Annotated in this window: 18 protein-coding genes; 7 read left to right on the top strand and 11 right to left on the bottom strand. The window is 67.8% G+C overall.

Going from position 1 to position 22,087, the window contains the following annotated elements:
- Positions 1–135 precede the first annotated feature (135 nt).
- Together KUV67_13675 and KUV67_13670 are read right to left on the bottom strand one after the other, a co-directional pair.
- A complete protein-coding gene (locus KUV67_13675; GenBank protein ID MBY6205935.1) occupies positions 136–885 on the bottom strand; it encodes a DsbC family protein in 750 nt (249 codons plus the stop codon).
- Positions 886–1,053: 168 nt separating this feature from the next.
- Positions 1,054–1,941: a site-specific tyrosine recombinase XerD gene (locus KUV67_13670; GenBank protein MBY6205934.1), complete on the bottom strand. Its 888-nt coding sequence runs from the start codon at positions 1,939–1,941 to the stop codon at positions 1,054–1,056.
- Here KUV67_13670 and KUV67_13665 point away from each other — a divergent pair.
- Complete coding sequence (locus KUV67_13665) at positions 1,936–2,973, top strand: hypothetical protein (GenBank protein MBY6205933.1); 1,038 nt, start codon at positions 1,936–1,938, stop codon at positions 2,971–2,973. The genes KUV67_13670 and KUV67_13665 overlap by 6 nt on opposite strands.
- Positions 2,974–2,993: 20 nt before the next feature.
- Here the strand turns inward: KUV67_13665 and KUV67_13660 are convergent, their stop codons facing one another.
- The 6 genes from KUV67_13660 to KUV67_13635 form a co-directional block, all read right to left on the bottom strand.
- Complete coding sequence (locus tag KUV67_13660) at positions 2,994–4,361, bottom strand: hypothetical protein (protein ID MBY6205932.1); 1,368 nt, start codon at positions 4,359–4,361, stop codon at positions 2,994–2,996.
- A gap of 112 nt (positions 4,362–4,473) precedes the next feature.
- The gene (locus tag KUV67_13655) at positions 4,474–5,106 is read right to left on the bottom strand and encodes an energy transducer TonB (protein ID MBY6205931.1); all 633 of its coding nucleotides are present in this window, start codon (positions 5,104–5,106) and stop codon (positions 4,474–4,476) included.
- A 4-nt stretch (positions 5,107–5,110) separates the two neighbouring features.
- Positions 5,111–5,518 (bottom strand): biopolymer transporter ExbD, encoded by a 408-nt coding sequence (locus KUV67_13650; GenBank protein MBY6205930.1) that lies wholly within the window; start codon positions 5,516–5,518, stop codon positions 5,111–5,113.
- Positions 5,519–5,540: 22 nt separating this feature from the next.
- The gene (locus tag KUV67_13645) at positions 5,541–6,065 is read right to left on the bottom strand and encodes a MotA/TolQ/ExbB proton channel family protein (protein MBY6205929.1); all 525 of its coding nucleotides are present in this window, start codon (positions 6,063–6,065) and stop codon (positions 5,541–5,543) included.
- Positions 6,049–7,407 (bottom strand): MotA/TolQ/ExbB proton channel family protein, encoded by a 1,359-nt coding sequence (locus KUV67_13640; GenBank protein MBY6205928.1) that lies wholly within the window; start codon positions 7,405–7,407, stop codon positions 6,049–6,051. Before KUV67_13640 ends, KUV67_13645 begins: the two co-directional genes overlap by 17 nt.
- Entirely contained in the window at positions 7,404–8,177 is a 774-nt protein-coding gene (locus KUV67_13635) for a DUF3450 domain-containing protein (GenBank protein MBY6205927.1), read from the bottom strand. Before KUV67_13635 ends, KUV67_13640 begins: the two co-directional genes overlap by 4 nt.
- A 385-nt stretch (positions 8,178–8,562) precedes the next feature.
- On the opposite strand from KUV67_13635, the gene KUV67_13630 reads away from it, so the two are divergent.
- On the top strand, positions 8,563–8,991 hold the full coding sequence (locus tag KUV67_13630; protein ID MBY6205926.1) for an RDD family protein: 429 nt from the start codon (positions 8,563–8,565) through the stop codon (positions 8,989–8,991).
- A gap of 38 nt (positions 8,992–9,029) precedes the next feature.
- Here KUV67_13630 and lptG read toward each other — a convergent pair whose 3' ends face one another.
- Together lptG and lptF are read right to left on the bottom strand one after the other, a co-directional pair.
- The gene (lptG, locus tag KUV67_13625) at positions 9,030–10,112 is read right to left on the bottom strand and encodes an LPS export ABC transporter permease LptG (protein ID MBY6205925.1); all 1,083 of its coding nucleotides are present in this window, start codon (positions 10,110–10,112) and stop codon (positions 9,030–9,032) included.
- Positions 10,106–11,218: an LPS export ABC transporter permease LptF gene (gene lptF / locus KUV67_13620; protein ID MBY6205924.1), complete on the bottom strand. Its 1,113-nt coding sequence runs from the start codon at positions 11,216–11,218 to the stop codon at positions 10,106–10,108. The genes lptG and lptF overlap by 7 nt, the downstream gene beginning before the upstream one ends.
- Positions 11,219–11,542: 324 nt before the next feature.
- On the opposite strand from lptF, the gene KUV67_13615 reads away from it, so the two are divergent.
- The 5 genes from KUV67_13615 (at position 11,543) to KUV67_13595 (ending at position 19,900) form a co-directional block, all read left to right on the top strand.
- Complete coding sequence (locus tag KUV67_13615; protein MBY6205923.1) at positions 11,543–13,030, top strand: leucyl aminopeptidase; 1,488 nt, start codon at positions 11,543–11,545, stop codon at positions 13,028–13,030.
- A gap of 19 nt (positions 13,031–13,049) precedes the next feature.
- Positions 13,050–13,451: a DNA polymerase III subunit chi gene (locus tag KUV67_13610; protein ID MBY6205922.1), complete on the top strand. Its 402-nt coding sequence runs from the start codon at positions 13,050–13,052 to the stop codon at positions 13,449–13,451.
- 164 nt (positions 13,452–13,615) lie between these two features.
- A complete protein-coding gene (locus KUV67_13605) occupies positions 13,616–16,378 on the top strand; it encodes a valine--tRNA ligase (GenBank protein MBY6205921.1) in 2,763 nt (920 codons plus the stop codon).
- A 65-nt stretch (positions 16,379–16,443) separates the two neighbouring features.
- Positions 16,444–17,031, top strand: coding sequence for a sigma-70 family RNA polymerase sigma factor (locus KUV67_13600; GenBank protein MBY6205920.1), 588 nt, complete (start codon positions 16,444–16,446; stop codon positions 17,029–17,031).
- Positions 17,018–19,900, top strand: coding sequence for a serine/threonine-protein kinase (locus KUV67_13595; protein MBY6205919.1), 2,883 nt, complete (start codon positions 17,018–17,020; stop codon positions 19,898–19,900). Before KUV67_13600 ends, KUV67_13595 begins: the two co-directional genes overlap by 14 nt.
- On the opposite strand, the gene KUV67_13590 is transcribed toward KUV67_13595, so the two are convergent.
- The gene (locus tag KUV67_13590; protein MBY6205918.1) at positions 19,843–22,059 is read right to left on the bottom strand and encodes a hypothetical protein; all 2,217 of its coding nucleotides are present in this window, start codon (positions 22,057–22,059) and stop codon (positions 19,843–19,845) included. The genes KUV67_13595 and KUV67_13590 overlap by 58 nt on opposite strands.
- Between the last annotated feature and the right edge of the window lie 28 nt (positions 22,060–22,087).

Below are 22,087 nucleotides of genomic sequence, written 5' to 3'. Positions count from 1 at the left end.
ACCAGGAGGCGCGCGTGAAATCCCGTCTGGCGGGATGGATTCGTCGAGGCGAATCGATTCGCGCGCGGCGTCACGGCCGGGCACGCGCCGGCGCGAACGACCGGGTCCGTGGCGGACCCGGTCGGGACCTTGCGTTCAGTCCCCGGTGTGCTGAGCGGCGAGCTGCTCCAGCCGGCCGCGCAGGTCGTCGGCAGGCACGTAGCCGGGAATCAGGTCGCCGTCGAGGGTTACCAGCGCCGGAGTGCCGGTCACGCCGATCGCCTGCCCGAGCTTGTACTGGTCAGCGACCGGCGAGGTGCACTCCGGTGCATCCGGGCTGCCGCCCGCCTTGGCTTCGTCCATCGCGGCTCGCTGGTCGGCCGCGCACCACACGGCGTCCATCTTGCGGAATGTCTCGGAGCCGATGCCGGCGCGCGGAAACGCCATGTAGTTGATCCGGATGCCGGCCTCGTTGTACTCCTCGATCTGCTGGTGCAGTCGGCGGCAGTATCCGCAGTCGACATCGGTGAACACGATCAGGTCGTAGGCCGGGTCGTCCGGCCCGAACCGGATTAGCTGGTCCGAATCCAGCGATGCCAGCAGGTCCTTGCGGATTTCGGTGCGGGCCTGGTTGGTCAGATCGGTCCGCGATTCGAGATCGAGCAGCCGGCCCTGCATCAGGTAGCGTCCGTCTTCGGTCATGTAGACGATGTCGCCGCCGAGTCGAACTCGCAGCATGCCGGGCACGGCCGATTCGGCGATGGCGATTTCCGTGTCTGCGCCGGCCAGGGTCTGCAGGCGATCCCGCACGGCCTGGTAGTCCTGGGCCAGGCCCGTCGTTGCAGCCACCAGCAGCGCAAGGGCGCCAGCGACCCGGTGCATCGTCTTGTCGAATTCGTGATTCACGGCATTCCTCTTCATTGAGCGGTTCGGCACGGGACTCATCGGATCATCCCGCAGCGGTCTGGACGGTTTGAACGGTGAAGCCGGGGGAAGTTCCGAAGGGAACGCCTTTTTGCACGTCCCCACGAACCCCATCGGCCCGCCCGGCCGACCACCGGGCGCGACGCTAGTCTAGCCGCGCGGGTGGTGGCGATGGTGGAGATTCTTCAGCCGTGCCTGGGCGACGTGGGTGTAGATCTGCGTGGTTGCCAGGTCGGCGTGGCCGAGCAGCAGCTGCACGACGCGCAGATCGGCGCCGTGGTCGAGCATGTGGGTCGCGAAGGAGTGCCTCAGCTTGTGCGGTGAAAGCCGGCTGCCCAGGTCCAGGCTCAGCGCGTAGCGCCGGATCCGGTGCCAGATGGCCTGCCGGGTCAACCCGGCGCCGCGACGAGAGACGAACACGTCGTCGCAGCCGTCGTCGCGCGACCAATCGGCTCTCGGCCCGTCCAGCCACTTTCCGAGCCAGTCAGAAGCCTCCTCGCCGAGGGGAACCAGTCGTTCCTTGCCGCCCTTTCCAGTAACCCGAAGCAGGCCCTGACGCAGATTCACGCCGGCCCGCTGCAGTCCGGCCAGTTCGCTGACGCGGAGGCCGCTGGCGTAGAGCACCTCGAGCATCGTTCGATCACGAAGGCCGATCGGCGTCTCGACATCCGGCGCCGCCATCAGAGCGCGGACCTCGGCTTCGGTCAGGGTGCCCGGCAGGCGAAGTGGTCGTTTCGGAGGCTCGAACCCGGCCAGCGGATCGCCTCGCATGTAGCGTTCCCGCCGAAGCCAGGCGCAGAAACGCCGCAGTGCGCTGAGTTGCCGGCGAAGCGTGCTGACCTGCAGCCCCGAGCGCAAGCGGCGGGCGAATTCTGCGAGGAGAGCGTGGCGATCGAGTTCGATTCGATCATCGCCGGAAACGAAAAGACCCGGCCGATCGAATCCGGCCAGGTCGGTTCGGTACGCGTCGAGCGTTTGCGGGGAAAGACCGTCTTCCGCCCACACCGCATCGATGAAGCGGTCGACCAGGTCGTGCACCGAGGGCCGGCGCACGATGGACTACTTCCCGGTGATCCGCGCGATCCCTCGCTCGGCCATCTCTTCGAGATCGGAGAGCTTGGATCGCGTTGCGCCGACGAAATCGTCGAGCGCTCGACGGCCTGCGGCAGCTTCTCGCGCAGCCAGGTGGGATGCCGCTTCGCCGAGCTGTTCGGCCGCCTCTCGAATGGTCTCGGAGACTTCCGCCAGCTGGCGCCAGGCGTCAGCGCCTCGGATCAGAGGGGCTTTTTTTTTGCGCGCTTCTTCGACGCCCGCTTCTTCGACGCCCGCTTCTTCGACGCCTTCTTCTTGGAGGCCTTCTTCTTGGAAGCCTTCTTCTTGGAAGCCTTCTTCTTGGAAGCCTTCTTCTTGGAAGCCTTCTTCTTGGAAGCCTTCTTCTTGGAAGCCTTCTTCTTGGAAGCCTTCTTCTTGGAAGCCTTCTTCTTCGAAGCCTTCTTCTTGGACGCCTTCTTCTTGGACGCCTTCTTCTTGGACGCCTTCTTCTTGGACGCCTTCTTCTTGGACGCCTTCTTCTTGGACGCCTTCTTCTTGGAGGCCTTCTTCTTGGAGGCCTTCTTCTTGGAAGCTTTCTTCTTGGAGGCCTTCTTCTTGGAGGCCTTCTTCTTGGAAGCCTTCTTCTTGGAAGCCTTCTTCTTGGAAGCCTTCTTCTTGGAAGCCTTCTTCTTCGAAGCCTTCTTCTTGGAAGCCTTCTTCTTGGAGGCCTTCTTCTTGGAAGCCTTCTTCTTGGAGGCCTTCTTCTTGGAGGCCTTCTTCTTGGAAACCTTCTTCTTCGAAGCCTTCTTCTTCGAAGCCTTCTTCTTCGAAGCCTTCTTCTTCGAAGCCTTCTTCTTGGAAGCCTTCTTCTTGGACGCCTTCTTCTTGGAAGCCTTCTTCTTGTTCGTCTTCTTCTTGACAGGCGCGGGTGCCGCCGGCGGAGTCCCTGCGGCCGGACCGGCGTCGTCGCCGACCTTCTGCTCGAGCGTATTCTCGGTATTGTTCTGCATCGTCATCCTCCCCGGTCGGCGATCGTGATTACCGCTACTGTTGAACCGCTACTGTCCTACTGAGTTCTGGCGCGTCTGGTTGATGTGGTTGATCCACTCCTGCGCCGCTTGACGCAGTCTGCCATAGTCCGCGGCGCGATTAAAGGCTTGCTCGGCCGCATCGTAGTTACCCATGTTGAAGTGCGCCATCCCCGCGAGGATGTTCGCGTTGCCCCGCTGCGACTCGGTCAGGTCGCCCTTTTCGAGGGCGCGGGTCGCGGCGGCGAGCGCCTCGGGCCACTCTTCCCGGTTCGTCAGGATGGACGCGCGCTGGAAATCGATCTTGCCGCTATCGGAGAGTTCGCCGGCGCGATCGTAGGCCGCCAGGGCCCTGTCCATCTCCCGCGCTTCGTACCAGGCACCCGCCGTCATTTCCCAATTCTGTGACGTGGCTTCGACCAGGCCCTTGCCGAGCCCGTCCTCGAGGACTTCGGCCGCCTGGCGCGGAGAGTCCATCTGCTGCAGGAGCCCGGCCAGCTGGACGTATTCGCTACCCCGATCCAGGATGCCGCGCCGCCAGGCAAGGCGCAACGCCGCCATTGCCTCGGCGTCGTCACCGAGCTCGATGTACGACCCCGACAGCTGGATCCAGTAGGCCTTGCGGTCCGGGTTCATCTGGATGAGGATCTTCAGAACGTCCGTCGCCGGCCGCCACTCCTCCAGCTCCATGTGCATGCCGAGCTTGACGCGGTACCAGCTTTCGGGCGGATCGTCGCGTAGCTCGATGGCCGTGTCGATCGACTCCAGCGCCATCCGGAACTCGTCACGCTGCATATGCAGATTGGCCTTCAGCAGCCAGACCGACGCCTGCTTCTTGGCATCTTCCGTGGACACGCAGAACCACAGATCCAGCTGCTCCAGCGCGCGGTCGTACTGTTCGATCGCGTTGTAGAGCTGAGCGATCTGCAGGATCATTTCGAAGTGCTGGTCGTTCGGCATCGCATTGATGCGGATCGCCTCCTCGAAGTGACCGATGGCGCGGCGATAATCTTCCTGCTGCGCGGCCGCGAAACCCATGGCCTGTTCGACCGACGCACGTTCGTAATCGGACAGGCGGCGGTCGCGCATGTCGTTCAGATCGCTGTAGGCCTCGGTGAACAGCTCTTCGCCGAACTTCTCGAAGATGTCGTTCAGGCGACGGTAGATCGGTTCCGACAGCATGCCGGCATCCACCTCGCGCTCGACGCCGCAAGTCACGGTGTCTTCGGCTTGGGCACTGGCCGTCATGGGCGCACTCAGCGCGATCATGGCGGCGACCAGAGCGGCGACGGGGGCCGTTGCGATGGACGAGATCGACGCGACCGGGGTGGCAGCACGGGAAAGGCACGCTTGGGGATCGGCGGCGACGGTCGTCGGGGAGGTCTGACTACGGTTCATGGTCCGTTCCGTTTCAAGTCTTTGGTGGGGTGACGGATCGATGCTGCGGCTCGGTTCGTCCGGGCCTCGTCCGGTCACGGTTCGCCGGGCGAGGGACGCCCGGCGATCGGGATCAGCTACCGTCGAGATTGAAGTCGATGGTCTGGGTCGCCGTACGGGCAACGGCCACGCCATCGACGATGCGCGGCTTGAACTTCCACCGGAGGATCGCCCGCAGGGCAGCCCGGTCGAACACCCTCGGCGGTTCGGCGTCGATCACCCGCGGATTGGTCACGGCCCCGGTTTCGGTGATCGTGAACTGAACCCGCACGTAGCCTTCGATCTGGTTCATGGCCGCATCGCGCGGATACTGCGGCTGGATCCGCACCAGCGGCACGACATCGCCTTCTGCGTTGCGGTTGGTGTTGAAGTTGCCGAGCACCGGGTTTCCGCCCGTCGGCGAAAAATTCAGGTCCGGAAGGTCGAGCTGAGGCATGTTCACCGGCGTCTGTTCGACCTGGGCGATCTCCAGGTCCGGCGGCGGCGGGGGCTCTTCGGGCGGCGGCGGCGGCTCGGGTCGCTTGCGCGATTCCTTGGTGATCGTGTCGTCGATCTCCACCGGCCCGAAGCGGATGCCCGGTGGCGGCTCGAGCACCTCGTTGTCGCCGCCGGCGTTGGAAATCAGCTTGTGCATGAAGTAGAACGCGGCCAGCGTGACCACCACGGCCAGCACCAGAGAGATGAGATAGCGAAGTCCTGAACCCATGCTGTTACCCCCCGCCTTCTTGTTCGGCGGAAATAGCCATACGAGTTACGCCGGCCGCCTGGACCTGGTCCATGACGTCGACCAGCGTTCCGGTTCGAGACCCCTTGTCGGAGATCAGGATCACCGACCCTTCGGGGTTCTCGGAACGTGCACGTGAAACCAGGGTGCGCACGTCACTGAGCTCGATCATGCTGCCGTTCATCCAGATGTCGTCGTTGACATCGATACCGATTAGGACATTGCCTTGCGGGCGTGGTTCCGACGTGAGCGCGGTGGGCTTGTCGACCTCGACGCCGGTTTCGCGAACGAAGGTCGTGGTGACGATGAAGAAGATCAACATGATGAACACGATGTCCAGCATCGGCGTGATGTTGATCTCCGGCTCGTCCTTTGCAGCGTGTCTGCGTGGCATGAAAAGTCGTCCTCAGATTCGGTCAGTCGTGCTGCAGCAGGTCTTCGAGCTTCTCGGCCTCGATATCCGCCTTGCGGTCGAGATAGGAGGCGAAGTACACCCCGGACAGCGCAGCGACCATGCCGGCCATGGTCGGAACCGTTGCCTTCGAGACCCCGGCGGCCATGGCGCGGACGTTACCGGTACCGAAGTAGGCCATGACGTCGAACACCGCGACCATCCCGGTCACCGTGCCGAGCAGACCCAGCAGCGGGCAGATCGCGACCAGCGTCTGGATGTTCCGGACGTTGGTCTCCAGGTTGCCCTTGAGCCGGCTGATCATCTCTTCCTTGACGCGGTGGGCGTGCCAGGACCGGTGATCGCTGCGCTCGTTCCACTGCTCGATCAGCGCCCGGCGCTCTCCCGGGAGGACCCGGAAGAGGTACCAGTACCGCTCGATGATCAGCGTCCACATCACCAGCAGGACGGCCATGATCGCCCACAGGACGTCGCCGCCGAGCTCGATGAAGCCGCGGATCGACTCGAGAAGGTTATACAGAGTGACCATGGCGCTCTTCCGCAGTGCGCGCGATGATGCCGGCGGCCTGCTCCTCGAGGATCTGGACCAGCTGACGGCTGCGCGACTGCAGGACGCTGTGGATCAGGGTCAGCGGGATGGCCACGACCAGACCGAGCACGGTGGTGATCAGCGCCATCGAGATACCGCCGGCCATCATGCGGGGGTCACCCGTGCCGAACAGCGTGATCTGCTGGAAAGTCTGGATCATGCCGACCACGGTACCCAGCAGACCGATCAGCGGCGCAACCACGTACAGCACCTTGATGAACGGCAGCCCCGATTCCAGCGGTGCGGTTTCGCGCAGGATGGCTTCGTCGAGCTTGAGCTCGAGGGTTTCCACGTCCGCGTCCGGGTTCTCTTCGTAAACGGCCAGGACGCGACCCAGGGCGTTGCCCTTGTCGGCCGAATCCCGCTTGACCTGGCGCTTGATGGCGTTTCCGCGGATGAACAGCATCACGCCCTTCCACAGCGCGAACAGCAAGCCGAGCACGCCGAGTGCGACGATGACCAGGCCGACGGGTCCACCCTGGCGCAGCCGCTCGCGGTAGGTCGGCGACTGGACCACGGATTGCAGGATGGTGCCGCGGGTGAAGTCCACCGCCATTTCTTCGACGGTGCCCGGAGCGGCGTTCTGGAAATCCTCGGCCATGGCCTGGTAGCGGCTGGCCGGCTGCCGGGGCAGCTCGACCAGGCGATCGCGGACCGAGTCCCAGCGCAGGAAGTTTCCGTCGGACACGGCGTTGAACACGCCGAGGCGCGCGACCGAGCGTCCCGTTTCCAGGTCGCCGTCCGCATTGGTGACGTCGGCCGTGAATTCCACGGTCTTGCCCGAGGCAGCGATCTCGCGAACGATCGCGGTCCACATTTCACGCAATTCTTCGACCCGGGGCAGGCGATCGCGCTGCGCGAGGTCGGACAGGAACTGCGAGCGACCCGGGTACTGCGCCGAGGTCATCGAGTCATCGAGGGTGGACGCGAAGTCCCCGGCGACCTGTCGAACGACGCCGAACAGTTCGCCGAGGTTGCCCTGGCGTTCGGCCAGGGTGGTTTCCAGGTCGGCCAGTTCGCGTTCGTTGTTGTCGAACTCGGTGTTGAGCCGGTCGGAACGCTGCTGCTGCGCCCGCAGTTCGGCCCGCGCCTCTTCGAGCAGCTGCTGCTGCCGGTTTCGTTCCGAGCGGAATTCCTGCAGACGCTGCTGGTCGATGCGCGCTTCTTCCGAAGCCGCCTGCTCGACCTGCTGGAGCAGTTCGTCGAGCGTCTCCTGAGCGGCGCCGCTGACCGGAAGCAGCAGGCAGGCGCTAGCCAGTAGAAGGGTCAGTCGATTCATCATTCACTCTCCGGTGCGGGCACGGGAAGACGCACCAGATCCGGTGCAACCTGATTCTGCGCGATCGCCAGGCCGTCGCTGACGGGCAGGCGGTAGTTGTCGTCGAGCTGTTCGAACTGGCGTGTGTTCGGATTCCACCAGCCGGTTTCGGTACCGTCCAGCGACTGATAGAACAGCAGCGTTCGGCCGATCCGCAGGAAATTCACTTCCTGGCCGTTCGGCAGGCTGGCACCGTAGGCTTCGGTGGTCCGGCCGAGCTCGACTTCATCGAGGTAGGCCTCGAGGATGCGGCGGTACTTTTCCGAGGTCGTCACGTCGGCCATGTCCAGCGCGTCGACGAGGTTCTCGGCCCGGCCCAGTCGTTCGTCGAGCCGGAACGGCACGTCGGCGCGGATCAGACGCGGCAGCGTCTCGGCCATCTCGATCATCAGCGGCACCACGTCGCGGTTGGTCGCCTCGAGGTTCTCGAGGTCGTCGTTGATCTGGACGATCTCCTCCTCCTGGCTCTGCACCACGCGCTGCAGCTGGTCGTTGTAGATCCGCAGGCTCTGGATCTCGTTGAGCAGCGCCCGGTACTCGCTGACGATGTCCTCGGTCTGGTCGGCCACCTGGTTGATCTGGGCCTGGACCTGGGCGGCGTTGCGCGTGATCCGGTTCTCGGTATCGATGCTGCGGTCGAGCACCTGGGCGCTGGCCGTCACGGCGAACGCGAGGCCCGCGCCGACGACCAGAGCCGCCGGCAGCGCGCGACGGGTGGGGTGATGTTTCGACATAGTTGAATTTCCGGTGTCTTTAAGGTTCGGATTCATCGGTCGGCGGCGCACATCCGGCGTCGCCATGGAGCCACGCGGAAAGAATACCGCGCCCTCCGGCGTTTGCAAAGCAGCCGTGTTCACCGGCCATGGCCACCGCCGGCCCGGCACGCCGGTCGAGAACGACCATCGAGCTGGGCGAACGATGCCCCCGCGAGCCCGGCCGTGATTCGAACGGTCGGGCCGGCGGATCGCGCGCGGGTTTCCGTTCATCGAATCCGCAGGTTCCCACTGCAGGATCCTGTTCCGGAACGCGGCGCGCGCGACGCATCGACCTGCCGGAGCAGGTCAAGTTTTCTACTATGCCACAATCACCACAGCGATCCAAACCACCGCACCCTTTGCCATGAACCCCGCTGACCATCGCCCCTGCTCGTTGACGAGACGCTTCGCCGCGATCGGCTACGACGGCCTGATCCTGGTCGGCCTGTGGATGATCGGTGCGGCATTGGTCGTGATTCCCAGCGGCGGTGCCGTCGATTCGGGCCAGCCGTTGTTCCAGCTCTATCTGCTCGCACTGGCCTATGCCTACCTGGCCGGCAGCTGGCGTATCGCCGGTCGCACCGTCGGCATGGGCGCGTGGCGGATCCAGCTGGTCTCGGTCGACGGCACGCACGGGCCGTCACCGACGCTCGGCCAGTTGACGACGCGATTCCTGGTCTCGCTGGCGTCGCTGGCGGTGCTGGGCGCCGGCTTCTGGTCCGCCCTGCTGCGCGCCGACGGCGCAACCTGGCACGACCGCGCCAGCCGGACACGGCTGCACGTCGTCGACTGAGGCGCCGGGCCCGGGCCCGGCATGCGGGGTGAGCGCGGTCAGCCCCGACGAAGGATGACGATGCCGACCGCACCGAACAACAGCGCCGGCAGCGCGTGGGTCAGTCCCAGCGGGAGCGGCAGCACGGGTGCCAGGCCCAGGCTGATTCGCTGTACGACGACGAAGCCGACGCCGAGCGCGACGCCGGCGAACACGTGCGTTGCCGTCGATGCGCTCCGGCCGGGACGGAACAGCAGCGGCAAGCCGACCAGGATCATCGCCAGCAGGTTGGCCGGGTACAGCGCGCGTCGCCAGAACGCTTCCCGGTAGGTCCGCGTGTCCAGCCCGTTGCGATCGAGGTAGTCCTCGATGCGCAGGATGTCGGCCATCGGCAGAAGGCGCGGTCGGGTGGCGAGGGCATCGAACACGTCGGGGTCGAGGCGCGAGTCCAGCGCGAGGTGGTCGAGGCGTTCCATGGCCCCGTCGGTGAGTCCAACCCGTAGGACCCGCCGCAGCTGCCACCGGCCACCGTCGTGGCGCGCCGATCGGGCGCGGATCAATTGGCCACCGTCGCCTTCCGGGTGGAAGGCGTAGATATCCAGGTCGGTCAGGTCCACCGTATCGTCCGGCCCCCAGGTCACCAGGCCCACGCGGACCATGCGCGGCCCGTCACGCAACCAGAGGCCTTCGCCGGACGCCGCACCGACGCTTCCGCTGCGGGCCTGTTCGCGAGCGACCCTGGCTTCGGTCTCCAGCCCCGGCACGGCCAGCTCGGCCATCGCGACCACGGCCAGCGTGGCCAGCAGCGCCCCGGCGACGACACGCGATGCGATGCCGCCGCGATCGAAGCCCGCCGCGCGCATCGCCACGAGTTCCCGGCCCGACGCCAGCCGGCCCAGCCCGACCAGGACCCCGATCAGTGCGGCGAAGGGGAAGATGTCGTAGACCCGGGTCGGCAGGGTCCGGGCGATGAACACCAGCATCTCGGGCACGCCGTAGTCCTGCTGAAGATCGCCGGCTTCGCGGACCACGTCGATCCCGGCGTACAACCCGACGAGCAGAGCGCTGACCGAGAGCACGCCACCCAGCGTGGCGGTGAGCAGGTAGCGAGTCAGCCGGGGCGCCGGCGGCGCGGCTACCACCTGGACCTCCACCACAACGCCGCAGCGATCGCGACCACGCCGACCGAACCATGCACCGCCCAGGCGACGGCCGGATCCAGGTCGGCACGGCCCAGGACCAGGTTCAGCGCGTTGGTGTAGACCAGATAGACCACCAGTGCCGGCACCACGACCCCGGAACGGCCGCCGCGCGGCGGCGAAACGGCCACGGGCAGCACCAGGAGCGCGAGCAGCAGCGCCGCAACCGGGGGCGCCAGCCGCCAGTGCAATTCACGCCTGGCCTCGTCGTCGCGTGCGACGAGCGCATCATCGAGCAGATCGATCGTCGATCGCTGTCGGATCGGGTCGTCGTCGCGCTGGCGCGTCGGCAGCGGCACTTCGAACTGGTTCCGGGCGAACTCGATGCGGCGCAGCGGGAGCCCGCTGCCGGAGGACGGATGGGTCAGGTGCACTCCGTCGAACAGGGACAGCAGCCGAACGCCGCTTCGCTCGTCGACGGTCAGCTCGCCACGGGCGGCGCGAATGACCTCGATCCGGTCCTCGCCGGCGCGATGGATGAAGACGCCGGTCAGTGCGGCGGTGCGCGGATCGGCGGTTTCGACGAACACGTTCAGCGCCCCGCCGCCCAGGGTCTGGAACTGGCCCGGCCGAATTCCGGACAGCAGGATTTCTTCGGCCAGCCGCTGGTCCAGCCGGGCCGCTTCGCGCGCGGTCCACGGCGCCGCCCACCCGGCGACGAGAAGCAGCAACGCCGCCCACAGCGCGGTCAGGACAACCAATGGCGTCAGCAAGCGGCCGGGCGGCAGACCGGAGGCCCTCATCACGCCAAGCTCACCGCCGGCGGCCGATTGGGCCAGCGTCATCAGCAGACCCAGCATCAGCGCCAGGGGACCGACCAGCTGCAGCGCCTCCGGGACACGCAGCGCCAGCAGGACGAAGACCGTGCGTGAAGCCGCCTCGCCGTCGGCCACCTGGCCGAGCAGTTCGGCCAGGAACAGCGCCAGCGTCACCCCGAGCAGGACCGCAAGGGTCGCCAGGGCCGCGCCGGCACTCATCCGCAGCAGGTAGCGCGACAGCGTCGGTGACGAGCCGACCGGGAGCGTCGAACCGGGCGCCAAGGAGGCCATTCAGCGCGGTAACGGCACGATCGGCAGGACGATCGACGGGACCGTCGATCGCAGGATCATCCGAACGGCCACCGATCCGTACATCGAGATGGGCTTCGTGATGAACATCGGGGCTCGGACCTGCGCGATGGGATGCCGACAGCGGGCACGGCCCTCAAGGGTACAATGGCCGCTTGTCCCGCGTGCGCAGCCGGACGCCGCCCGACGCATCGCTCCGGTGCAGCGCAGCCGTCGTTCCGGCGCACCGGCCGCGCCGGCCGCACGACGATCCGGTCGCGATCGCTCGCGCTCCGCACGCCCCGAACGTCAAAAAGGATTCCACGCATGACTTCCAATCGTATCCAGTTTTCGTCGACCGACGCCGACGCCGTCACCCTCGAGACCGACGCGCTCGTCATCGGCCTGTTCGCGAAGCAGGCGCTCCCGGGCTGGGCCACGCCGATCGACGACGCGACCGGCGGACTGCTCGAACGGCTGCGCAAGGCCGAGGAACTGCCGCCGGTGCCAGGCCGGAGCCTGGTGCTGCACGAACCGGCCGGACTGGGCGCGAAGCGTCTGGTCGTGATCGGCCTCGGCAAGCACGACAAGTGGAGCGAGAGCGGTTTCGCAGCGGTTGCCCGGGCCGCCGGGCAAGCCCTGCGCAGCACGCACGCCCGGAGTGCGCATTGCCTGCTTCCGTGGGTCGAGGTGGACGGCCGCGATGCGGCGTGGAAAAGCCAGCAGGTCGCGCTGGGTCTCGACAACGGCGACTACATCTATACCCAGACCCGCAAGCCGAAGCCCGAGGACGCGCCACCGACCGAACGCGTCTCGCTGCCCGAAGCCGACGGTGTCACCGACGCGCTCGAGCGCGCCGACGCGATCAATGCCGGCGTCCGGACGGCGCGCCACCTCGGCGACCTGCCGCCGAACATCTGCACACCCGCCTATCTCGCCGAGCACGCCGAATCGCTGGCCGACGAGATCGACGGACTCGAGGTCGAGGTGCTCGACGAGCACCGCATGACCGAGCTCGGCATGCACGCCCTGATGGCCGTGGGCAAGGGCAGCGCCAATCGTCCGCGCCTGATCCGGTTGCGCTGGCGTGGCGGCGAGGGCAAGCCCTACGCCCTGGTCGGCAAGGGGGTGACCTTCGACACGGGCGGCATCTCGATCAAGCCGCGCGACCTGATGGAGCAGATGAAGTTCGACATGTGCGGCGCGGCGACCACCATCGGCGCGCTGGAAGCGGTCGCCCGCATGAAGCTGCCGCTGAACGTCGACGGCGTGGTCGCGGCGGTGGAGAACATGCCCGACGGCGCGGCCTACCGGCCGGGCGACGTGATCACCACGATGTCGGGGCAGACCGTCGAGGTCCACAACACGGACGCGGAAGGTCGGATGATCCTGGCCGATGCCCTGACCTGGACGGCGCGGAACAGCGAACCGGTCGCGATGGTCGACATCGCCACCCTGACCGGTGCCTGCGTGGTCGCGCTGGGCCATCACGCCAGCGGCATCATGACCCAGGACGACGAGCTGGCCGAAGAATTGCTGGCGGCCGGCATCGAGGCGGCCGACCGCGGCTGGCGACTTCCGCTGTGGGACGAATACCAGAAGCAGATCGAGACGCCGTTCGCCGACATGAAGAACGTCGGCGGCATGCCGGCCGGGTCGATCACGGCCGGCTGCTTCCTGTCGCGCTTCACCGAGGGAACGCGCTGGGCCCATATCGACATCGCCGGTTCGGCCTGGCAGTGGGGCAAACCGGAATCGGCGACCGGCCGGCCGGTCGGCCTGCTGACCCGCTGGTTGATGGACCGCGCCGGCTGATCGAGCGCCGGGCGTCCCGATGCGCGTCGATTTCTACGAGCTGTCCGGCCGCTTCCAGGATCCGCTGGACGTGGCCGCGGTGCTGGTCGGCAAGGCCTGGCCCGCGCTGAATGACATCGCCGTCGTCGGCCCGCGCAGGGCCCTGGCGGAACTCGACGAGCGGCTGTGGCAGAAGCCGCGCGGACGCTTCCTGCCGCACGGCCTCGACGATCCGCAGGCGCCGATCCGGCTGGTCGAACAGGCGCCCGAACGCGCCGCGCTGCTGATCAACCTGGATCCGGCAGCTCCCCTGCCTAAGGGCCGGTACGAGCGTGTGCTCGAACTGGTCCCCGCCGACGAGGACGCCCGACCACGCCTGCGCCGGCGCTGGAAGGACTGGCAGCGTGCAGGTGCCGATCTGCACCACCACGTGCTGAAGTAGAGCGCCGCGGCCGGCGCGGCTCGAAGCGGCGGATCGCGGGCCGCTCCGGGCCTCCCGGGCGCCCGCCCGGGCGCCGCTCGCAGTACCATGGGCGCCCTGCTCATCGACCGGACCCGAACCGGGATCGCTGGCCGTCCGTCGGCCCGGTTCCGACGCAATGCGCCATGGACAAGACCTACGACCCCGACAGAATCGAATCCCGCTGGTACCCGACCTGGGAAGACGCCGGCTGCTTCCGGCCGTCCGGCGAAGGCGCGCCGTACACCATCCTGCTGCCGCCGCCGAACGTCACCGGCACCCTGCACATGGGGCACGCCTTCCAGCACACGCTGATGGACTGCCTGATCCGCGTCCATCGCATGAAGGGCTTCGACACGCTCTGGCAGGTCGGCGTCGATCATGCCGGCATCGCCACGGAGATGGTGGTGACCCGCCAGATCGAGGCCGAGGGCGGCAAGCGCGACGACTACAGCCGCCAGCAGTTCATCGACCGGGTCTGGCAGTGGAAGCAGGAATCGGGTTCGACGATTACCGGCCAGATGCGTCGGCTCGGCGCCTCGGCCGACTGGTCGCGAGAACGTTTCACGATGGACGACGACCTGTCCGAAGCGGTCATCGAGACCTTCGTCCGGCTGCACGACGAGGGTCTGATCTACCGGGGGCCGCGACTCGTCAACTGGGACCCGGTGCTGAAGACCGCGATCTCGGATCTCGAGGTGGTCAACAGCGACGAGCAGGGCAAGCTGTGGTCCATCCGCTACCCGCGGACCGACGGCCAGGGCGACGTGATCGTGGCGACGACGCGCCCGGAAACCATGCTCGGCGACGTCTGCGTCGCGGTCCACCCCGACGACGAGCGCTACACGGACCTGGTCGGCAAGACCGTCAGACTGCCGCTGACCGAGCGCGAGATTCCGGTGGTGGCCGACGACTACGTCGACCCGGAGTTCGGTACCGGTTGCGTCAAGATCACGCCGGCCCACGATTTCAACGACTGGGACGTCGGCGCGCGTCACGACTTCGAGCCGATCAACATCTTCACCCCGGAGGCCCGGATCAACGACCACGCGCCGGAGGTCTATCGGGGGCTCGATCGCTTCGACGCACGCAAGCGCATCGTCGATGATCTCAGGACCCGCGGCTTGCTGGTCGAGGAGAAGCCGCACGCCATGGTCGTCCCACGCGGTGATCGATCCGGGCAGGTCATCGAGCCCTACCTGACCGACCAGTGGTTCGTGAAGATGGACTCGCTCGGCAAGCTCGGCCTGGACACGGTCGAACGCGGCGACGTCGAGTTCGTGCCCGGCAACTGGATCAACACCTATCGCCACTGGATGGAGAACCTCCAGGACTGGTGCATCTCGCGGCAGTTGTGGTGGGGCCACCGCATTCCGGCCTGGCACGACGAGCACGGCAACGTCTACGTCGGTCGCAGCGAAGCGGAGGTGCGCGAGAAGCACGGTATCGCCGACGGCGTGGCGCTGTCCCAGGACCCGGACGTGCTCGAGACCTGGTTCTCGTCGGCGCTGTGGGCGCACTCGACGCTGGGCTGGCCGGACGCGGAACGGATGGCGTCCGAGGGCTACGACCGCTACCTGCCGAGCTCGGTGCTGGTCACCGGCTTCGACATCATCTTCTTCTGGGTGGCCCGGATGATCATGATGACCGGTCACTTCACCGGCAAGGTGCCGTTCGAGCAGGTCTACATCACCGGGCTGATCCGCGACCGCGACGGCCAGAAGATGTCGAAGTCGAAGGGCAACGTACTCGATCCCATCGACCTGATCGACGGCATCGGTCTCGACGACCTGGTCGCCAAGCGCACCGCCGCGCTGATGCAGCCGCAGATGAAGAAGGCGATCGAGAAGCACACGCGCGAGGAATTCCCGGACGGCATTCCCGCCTTCGGCGCCGATGCGCTGCGTTTCACCTTCGCCGCGCTGGCCGGCCACGGCCGCGACATCAAGTTCGACCTGTCGCGCTGCGAGGGGTACCGCAACTTCCTCAACAAGCTCTGGAACGCCTCGCGCTTCGTTTTCATGAACATCGGCGACGACGCCCTGCCCGACGCACCTGCCGACGACGTGATCTCGCGCTGGATCCGCTCCAGCCTGGCGCGCACGATCGAACAGGTCGATCGCGCTCTCGACGATTACCGCTTCGATCTCACCGCCCAGGCGCTCTACGAATTCACCTGGCACCAGTTCTGCGACTGGTACCTGGAACTGGCCAAGCCGGCGCTGGCCGACGATGCCGACCCGGCGACCGCCGCCGGCACGCGGCGGACGCTGGCCGAGGTGCTCGACGCCCTGCTCCGCCTGCTCCACCCCTTCGTGCCGTTCGTTACCGAGGAGATCTGGCAGAAGCTGCGCGGGCCGCTCGCCATCGACGAGGCGTTTCTCGCCGGCGCGGCCTGGCCCTCGGCGGGCGCCGTGGACGAAGCCGCCGAGGCCGACGCCGAGTGGCTCAAGCAGGCGGTCGGTGCGGTTCGCTCGGCGCGCACCGAGCTGGGCCTGGCGGCCGGCAAGCCGATGCCGCTGCTGGTCCAGAACGCGACCGACGCGGACCTCGACCGGATCGAGCGGTTCGACGGCCTGATCCGCAGGCTCGCGCGGCTGGAGACGATCGATGCGGTGAGCGACGATCGCGATACCGCCGACTGCGCCGTGCAGCTGGCCGGCGAGATGCGCCTGCTCATCCCACTGGCGGGCCTGGTCGACATGGGCGAAGAGATCGCACGTCTGGAAAAGCAGCTCGAGCGGGAGAGGAAGGGCCTGCAGGTCGCCGAGAAGAAGCTGGCCAACGAACGCTTTGTCGGCAACGCGCCGGCCGAGGTCGTCGACAAGGAGCGCCAGCGCCTCGCCGATCATGGCCAGAAGGTGGCCGAACTCGAAGCCCAGATCGAGAAACTCCGGGCGCTCGCCTGACGCCTTGACGCGCCGGCCGGGGTCGGCACACACTGATCGCGAGGGCATTCCGGCGGTCAGGTGCAATGAGCGAGAGACAAAGCGGCAGACCTTCGGACACGGCACGCGACAGCGACCCGCCCGCCGGCGCCGGGCGGCATCCGTCCGCGATCGAGCTCGAGACCGTCTACGAGGCGTTGCGCTCGATCGCCCGGCGCGAACGCGGTCGCAACCCCAGCCGCACCCTGAACACCACGGTCCTGGTCCACGAGGCGTGGCTCAAGCTCGGCGGCGACCGCGCCTGGAACGACACCCGCCAGTGCCTGGGCACCTACGCCATGGCCATCCGCCAGGTCCTCGTCGACTACATCCGGAACCGGACGGCGGCGAAGCGCACGCCGGACCCGGACTTCGAACACTTCCATCTCGAGCAACTCGGCACTCGAACCGCCGAGGAACTGCTGGAGATCGATCGCGCTCTCGACCGCCTCGAATCGCTGGACCCGCGACTGGCCCGGCTGGTCGAGCTGCGTTTCTTCGCCGGGCTGAGCGTGCCGGAGGCCGCGGCGAGTCTGGGCGTTTCCGAGCGCACGGCCACGCGGGACTGGCAGCGTGCACGGGCCTTCCTGCAGGCCGTGCGCGACGACGGGAGGCCCGGCCATGGCGCTGACTGAAGACGACTGGTCGCAGGTCACCGACTGGTTCGATCGCCTGGCCGAACTCGACCCGGCCGCCCGCCGGGACACGCTGGCCGGGCAGGAGCTGGCGCCCGACGTGCGCGAGTGGCTGGACCGCCTGCTCGCCGCGCACGATACGCCCGAACCCCTGCTGGTCGACCGCACGATCGACGCGGTTGCAGCCGAACTGGCGCGGGGCGACGGGCCCCCACCGCCGAGGGACTGGACCGGCCAGCGAATCGATGCCTGGCGGATCGTCGGGGAGATCGAGCGCGGCGGCATGGCCACGGTGGTGCTGGCCGAACGCGACGACGGTCGGTACGAGCGTCGGGTCGCGCTCAAGGTGCTGCATGCCGCCGTCGACGGGCCGGCCCATCGCAGCAGCCTGGAACGCGAGATCCGGCTTCTGGCCGGGCTGTCCCACCACGGCATCGTCCACCTGATCGACGGCGGGCTCAGCGAACAGGGCTGGCCCTACATCGCGATGGAGTACGTCGAAGGCGAGCCCATCGATGCCTGGTGCGACCGAACCGAAGCCAGTCTGGAAGTGCGGGTCGAGCTGCTGCGCCAGGTCGCCGAGGCGGTGGCCTACGCCCATTCGAGACTGGTCGTCCACGCAGACCTCAAGCCGGGCAACGTGCTGGTCGACGGCCGTGGGCGCGCTCGCCTGGTCGACTTCGGCATCGGGCGGCTGCTCGACTCGGACGCGCGCTCGCCGCGCCCGACGTTCCTGCGCTGTTCACCGGCCTGGGCGTCACCGGAGCAGCTCGCCGGCGAGGCGGCGGGCGTGGCCAGCGACGTGCACGGCCTCGGTCTCCTGATGGTTCGCCTGCTGACCGGGCGCAACCCGCGCACCGGCGGAGAAGTGACGCGGCTGCTGGCCGGACTGGCACCGCCGCGGGAAATCGCCCCCCTGTCGGCAGGGCCCGAGGTGCCCTATCCGTCCGCTCGCCTGCGCGGCGATCTCGAGGCGATCTGCGCCCGTGCCACCGCCGTCGACCCCGCACGGCGGTACCGGTCCGCCGAAGCCCTCGAACGCGACCTGGCGGCGTGGCAGCACGACCGCCCGGTCGACGCAAGAAACGGCGGAACCGGCTACCGGATCGGCCGCTGGCTGGCGCGCAACCGGCTGGCCGCGGCAGCCAGCGGCCTCGCGCTGGCCGCGATCCTCGCCGGATCGGGGGTGGCCACGTGGCAGGCGGTCCGGGCGCAGGCCGAGGCAGTCCGAGCGTCGGCCGAAGCGGCCCGTGCCGAGACCATCAAGGAGTTCCTGCTGACGATGTTCACCGCCGCCGACCCCTGGCTGGCCGGCGGCGCGGAGCTCGACCTCCGCGACGTGCTCGCCCAGGGAAGCCGACAGCTCGAGACCGACGAGTCGCTCGATCCCGGAACGCGGGTCGAACTGCTGACGACCCTCGGCGACGTCGAAGTCGCTCTGGGCTGGCACGAGCAGGCCGATGCCATGTTCGAGCGGGCGTCCCGGCTGCTCGACCGCCATCCCGATCTTCCCGATGTCCAGCGTGCCCGTCTGGGGTTGGAGCGCGCCGTTCTGGCCAGTATCCAGGGCGATTATCAAGCTCAGGAGGCCGCGCTGGGACGCGTGCTGGGCCTGCTGCCCGAGGCCCGCGACGCCGACGCGATCCGGCTGCACGCCCGGACCTGGGGTCTGTATGCGTCGCTCTACGCGCGTCAGAATCGAGCCGCGGACGCGGAGCGGGCGTTCGAACGTCTCGAGGCCCTGCTGGCCGCCGCCGACGATCCGATGACGGATCTCCGGATCAACCTGTTGTCGAGCCGCGCCGTACTTGCCTACAACCGCGGCGACATGGATTCCGCCTACCGGGCCATGCAGGCCGAGCGCGAACTGCAGCTGGCGCACTTCGGCGGTGGCGACCCGAAGATGGTCCGCACCCTGTCCAACCTGGCAGCCGTCGCCGCGCAGCTCGGTCGGCTCGACGAGGCCCTTGCTCACGATCAGGAGGCCGTGCGCCTGGCCCGTGACGTGTACCCGGAAGATCATCCCTCGGTGGCCCGCGCCCTCTATGCCCTGGGCGACACCTTGCGCCAGCACGGCCGCTTCGACGACGCGCTCGGCTACCTGGACGAAGCGCGTGCGATCCAGCACGCCGCCGACCTTCCGACCGAACGCGCCCTGACCGACCTGGTCCGGGCCCGTACCCTGCTTGCTCTGGGCCGCGGCCGCCCGGCCGCGGACATCGCGCGGGACGCTCGAGAGATTCTCGAGGAAGCGTGGGGACCGACCGAGCGATCGGTGATCCAGGCCCTGGAGTTCGAACTGCTCGGCCACGCGCTGGCCGGTGATGCGTCGGGACGGGAAGCGACCGAGGACGTCGCTCGGGCGAAGCTGGCCCGGCTCGAGCCCCCCGCACGCTGGCAGACGGTTGCCCAGATGCTGCGCTGGCGGATCGCGCGCGGCCGCCTCGAGAGCGGCGACCCGGACGGCGCCCTGGCACTGCTGGCCGAGGCCGCCGAGGCGCCGGATGATGTGGCCGTGCACCCCTCGGTCACGCTTCGCCTCTCTGCCCTCGGCCTGATGCTCGACGGGCCGCCGGGCGGAGGGACCGGGAGCGTGCGGACCGACCCCACGATGACCGATCGCCTGCTGTCCGCGCTCGACGAGCCTGCAGCCAACGACGATGCCCGAGCGTTCGCGTTGTGCGCGGTCGCTCGAGTGCATCCGGAACCCGCCGACCCGCACCGGATCGACGCGCTGGCGCAGCTGGCCGCCCTGCGCGAATCATCCACCTTGTCCTTCGAGGGCCGCCGCGACGCGGAGTGCCCTGCCCTTCAGAGCGAACCCGGCCCCTCGAAGCCGTCGGCAAACACGCCGGCATCGTCGTCGTAGATCGTCACCGGCAACGTGCTGGGCGCGCCCAGCGTCCCTGTGCCGCCGTCGATCGAAAGCTGGATCGTCAGGCGCTCGCGATCTTCGCCCACGCCGTCGTCGACCAGGCCCAGCACGACGCTCTTCGGGAGATTGTCGCCGTCGGCCCAGGTCACCACCGTATCGATCGGAGCAAAATCGCTGCCCGGCATGGCGCTGCCGGCCACCGTCTGCACCCGGATGCGGGCCTCGCCCTGCGCCGCACCGGTCCGGCGCAGCAGCAGTGTCCGCGCGGGATCGCCCTCGTTCATTTCCACAAGTAGGTCGATGAACGCGACCTCGCCGCCGTCGATGGTGCCGCGGAACTCGAGCGCGCCGAGATCGAAAGGTCCCAGCCCGTTGGTCACCCCGGCCGTGTCGACGCCGCGCGGCAGGTTTTCCAGGTCGGGCTCGAGGATCGGGTAGGTGGCCGCATCGCAGAAGTCGACCGCGGGCGAAACACCGGTGGGTCGCAGCCCGCCGTCGAGCATGGCGTCGGCGGCCACGCTGTCGGTGCTGCCCGGCGGTAGCGATGCGATCTCGTGGGCGACCACGCAGGCGGCGCTGCCGATGTTCGGAAAGCTCGGTGACCCCCAGATCCCCGAGAAGACGCGACCCGGACTCTCGGCGACCAGGTTGCCGAAAAAGTCGACGTTGTTGCTGGTATTGAGGAAGACCGCGGAATCGAATTCGGAGTCGGCATTGCCGGCGAAGGTGTTGTAGACGAGGCGGGCGTCGTTGCCGAAGTTCAGGGTCACGACCTCGGCATTCCCGGCCATGGGGTGGCCGGTGAACACGTTGCCTTCGAGGTAGACATCGACGGAGTCCGGTGGAAGTTCGCCGCCGGCCAACGTGGAATACAGCGCCGCCCCGCTGTCGGAGGCCGAGTTCAGCGTGAACCAGGTCTGGCGGACATCGACCTCGGTACCGTTTCCACGCACGAAGATTCCGCCGCCCTGCACCGCCGAGTTGCCGGCCACGTCGCTGCAGCGGACGACCGAGTGACAGGCTTCGTCGTCCAGCGTGCGATCGATCTCCAGGCGAGCCATGCTGCCGACCCACGCACCACCGCCGCTGCCGTCGCCGTCGCCGTCGTCATCGGCCCGATTGACCCGGAGAACGGCATCGGTCATGCGCACCAGGGTTCCGGCGCCGGTCACGAACAGGCCGCCTCCGTTCTCCGTCGCCGTATTGCCGTCCACCGTGGTTCGGCGATCGGCGTCGCCGAAGCCGAAGAATCCCTGCTCGCCGCCGACCACGTTGACGCGCCCGCCGTTGCTGGCAGCGATGCCGCCGCCCGTGCCCGCCGAATTCTCGTAGATGCCGTCCGGGAAGCTCGCGTAGACATCGGCGACGCAACCGGAGCGCACGCTCAGCCCGCCGCCGGAAATGGCCGTCGAGTTCCCCGACACGGACACGTCCGTATCGATCACCATGCTGGCCTGCGCGCCACTGCAGGAGATGCCGCCGCCGAACGCGGTCGCCGTATTCGCGGTGACGTCGGAATCCCCGAGTAGCCACAACAGGGTCTGGGTGCCGTCGTTCGTGTCGCCGACGGCGATTCCACCGCCGGAGCTCGCCGAGTTCTGGGTCGTCCTCACGTCGGTGGCGATCACGAAATTGTTGTTGCGGATCTCCATGCCGCCGCCGGCGCTACCGCTGCCGCCGCGCAGCTCGAGGTTCTCGAGGAACACGTTCTCCAGCGAGGCGACCTGATCGATCAACAGGACCGGTCCGGCCGATGCGGTGCCGCGATCGAGCACGGTCCGTGCACCGGTGGGGCCCGCCGACGCACAGTTGACGAAGCCGCCGACCAGGCGAACGGTCTGATCGGCCAGGTCGTTGATGAAGAAGCGCCGATTCACGTACTGGCCGGTGTTGGCCAGGCGGATTTCGGTTTCGGCCGCGCCGTTGGCGTCCGAGGCCGCCGCGTCGATGGCCTGCTGCAGTCCGTTGATCGAGGGCGAGGCGGTGAAGTCGCACGACGGATCGTTGCCGACGCGAAGGACGGGCACCCCGCGCGATGGGCCATCGTCGCCGACGCCGGGACGCCAGGGCGTTTCCATCAGTCGCTCGATCCGTTCATCGGCTGACAGCGGCAAGGCCGCGACGGCGGCCAGGATCAGCAGGATTCGATGCATCGTACGGCTCCACGAAGACCGGGGTTCA

Origin of the sequence: Halomonas denitrificans, assembly GCA_019800895.1 — a bacterium.
Classification (GTDB): domain Bacteria; phylum Pseudomonadota; class Gammaproteobacteria; order Xanthomonadales; family Wenzhouxiangellaceae.
This window is presented reverse-complemented; position numbering and strand designations above follow the sequence as displayed.

Coding starts and splice junctions, on each gene's coding strand:
- KUV67_13660 (MBY6205932.1), bottom strand. CDS start 4,361: ATGAACCGTAGTCAGACCTCCCCGACGACCGTCGCCGCCGATCCCCAA.
- KUV67_13655 (MBY6205931.1), bottom strand. CDS start 5,106: ATGGGTTCAGGACTTCGCTATCTCATCTCTCTGGTGCTGGCCGTGGTG.
- KUV67_13650 (MBY6205930.1), bottom strand. CDS start 5,518: ATGCCACGCAGACACGCTGCAAAGGACGAGCCGGAGATCAACATCACG.
- KUV67_13645 (MBY6205929.1), bottom strand. CDS start 6,065: ATGGTCACTCTGTATAACCTTCTCGAGTCGATCCGCGGCTTCATCGAG.
- KUV67_13640 (MBY6205928.1), bottom strand. CDS start 7,407: ATGATGAATCGACTGACCCTTCTACTGGCTAGCGCCTGCCTGCTGCTT.
- KUV67_13635 (MBY6205927.1), bottom strand. CDS start 8,177: ATGTCGAAACATCACCCCACCCGTCGCGCGCTGCCGGCGGCTCTGGTC.
- KUV67_13630 (MBY6205926.1), top strand. CDS start 8,563: ATGAACCCCGCTGACCATCGCCCCTGCTCGTTGACGAGACGCTTCGCC.
- lptF (MBY6205924.1), bottom strand. CDS start 11,218: ATGGCCTCCTTGGCGCCCGGTTCGACGCTCCCGGTCGGCTCGTCACCG.
- KUV67_13615 (MBY6205923.1), top strand. CDS start 11,543: ATGACTTCCAATCGTATCCAGTTTTCGTCGACCGACGCCGACGCCGTC.
- KUV67_13610 (MBY6205922.1), top strand. CDS start 13,050: ATGCGCGTCGATTTCTACGAGCTGTCCGGCCGCTTCCAGGATCCGCTG.
- KUV67_13605 (MBY6205921.1), top strand. CDS start 13,616: ATGGACAAGACCTACGACCCCGACAGAATCGAATCCCGCTGGTACCCG.
- KUV67_13600 (MBY6205920.1), top strand. CDS start 16,444: ATGAGCGAGAGACAAAGCGGCAGACCTTCGGACACGGCACGCGACAGC.
- KUV67_13595 (MBY6205919.1), top strand. CDS start 17,018: ATGGCGCTGACTGAAGACGACTGGTCGCAGGTCACCGACTGGTTCGAT.
- KUV67_13590 (MBY6205918.1), bottom strand. CDS start 22,059: ATGCATCGAATCCTGCTGATCCTGGCCGCCGTCGCGGCCTTGCCGCTG.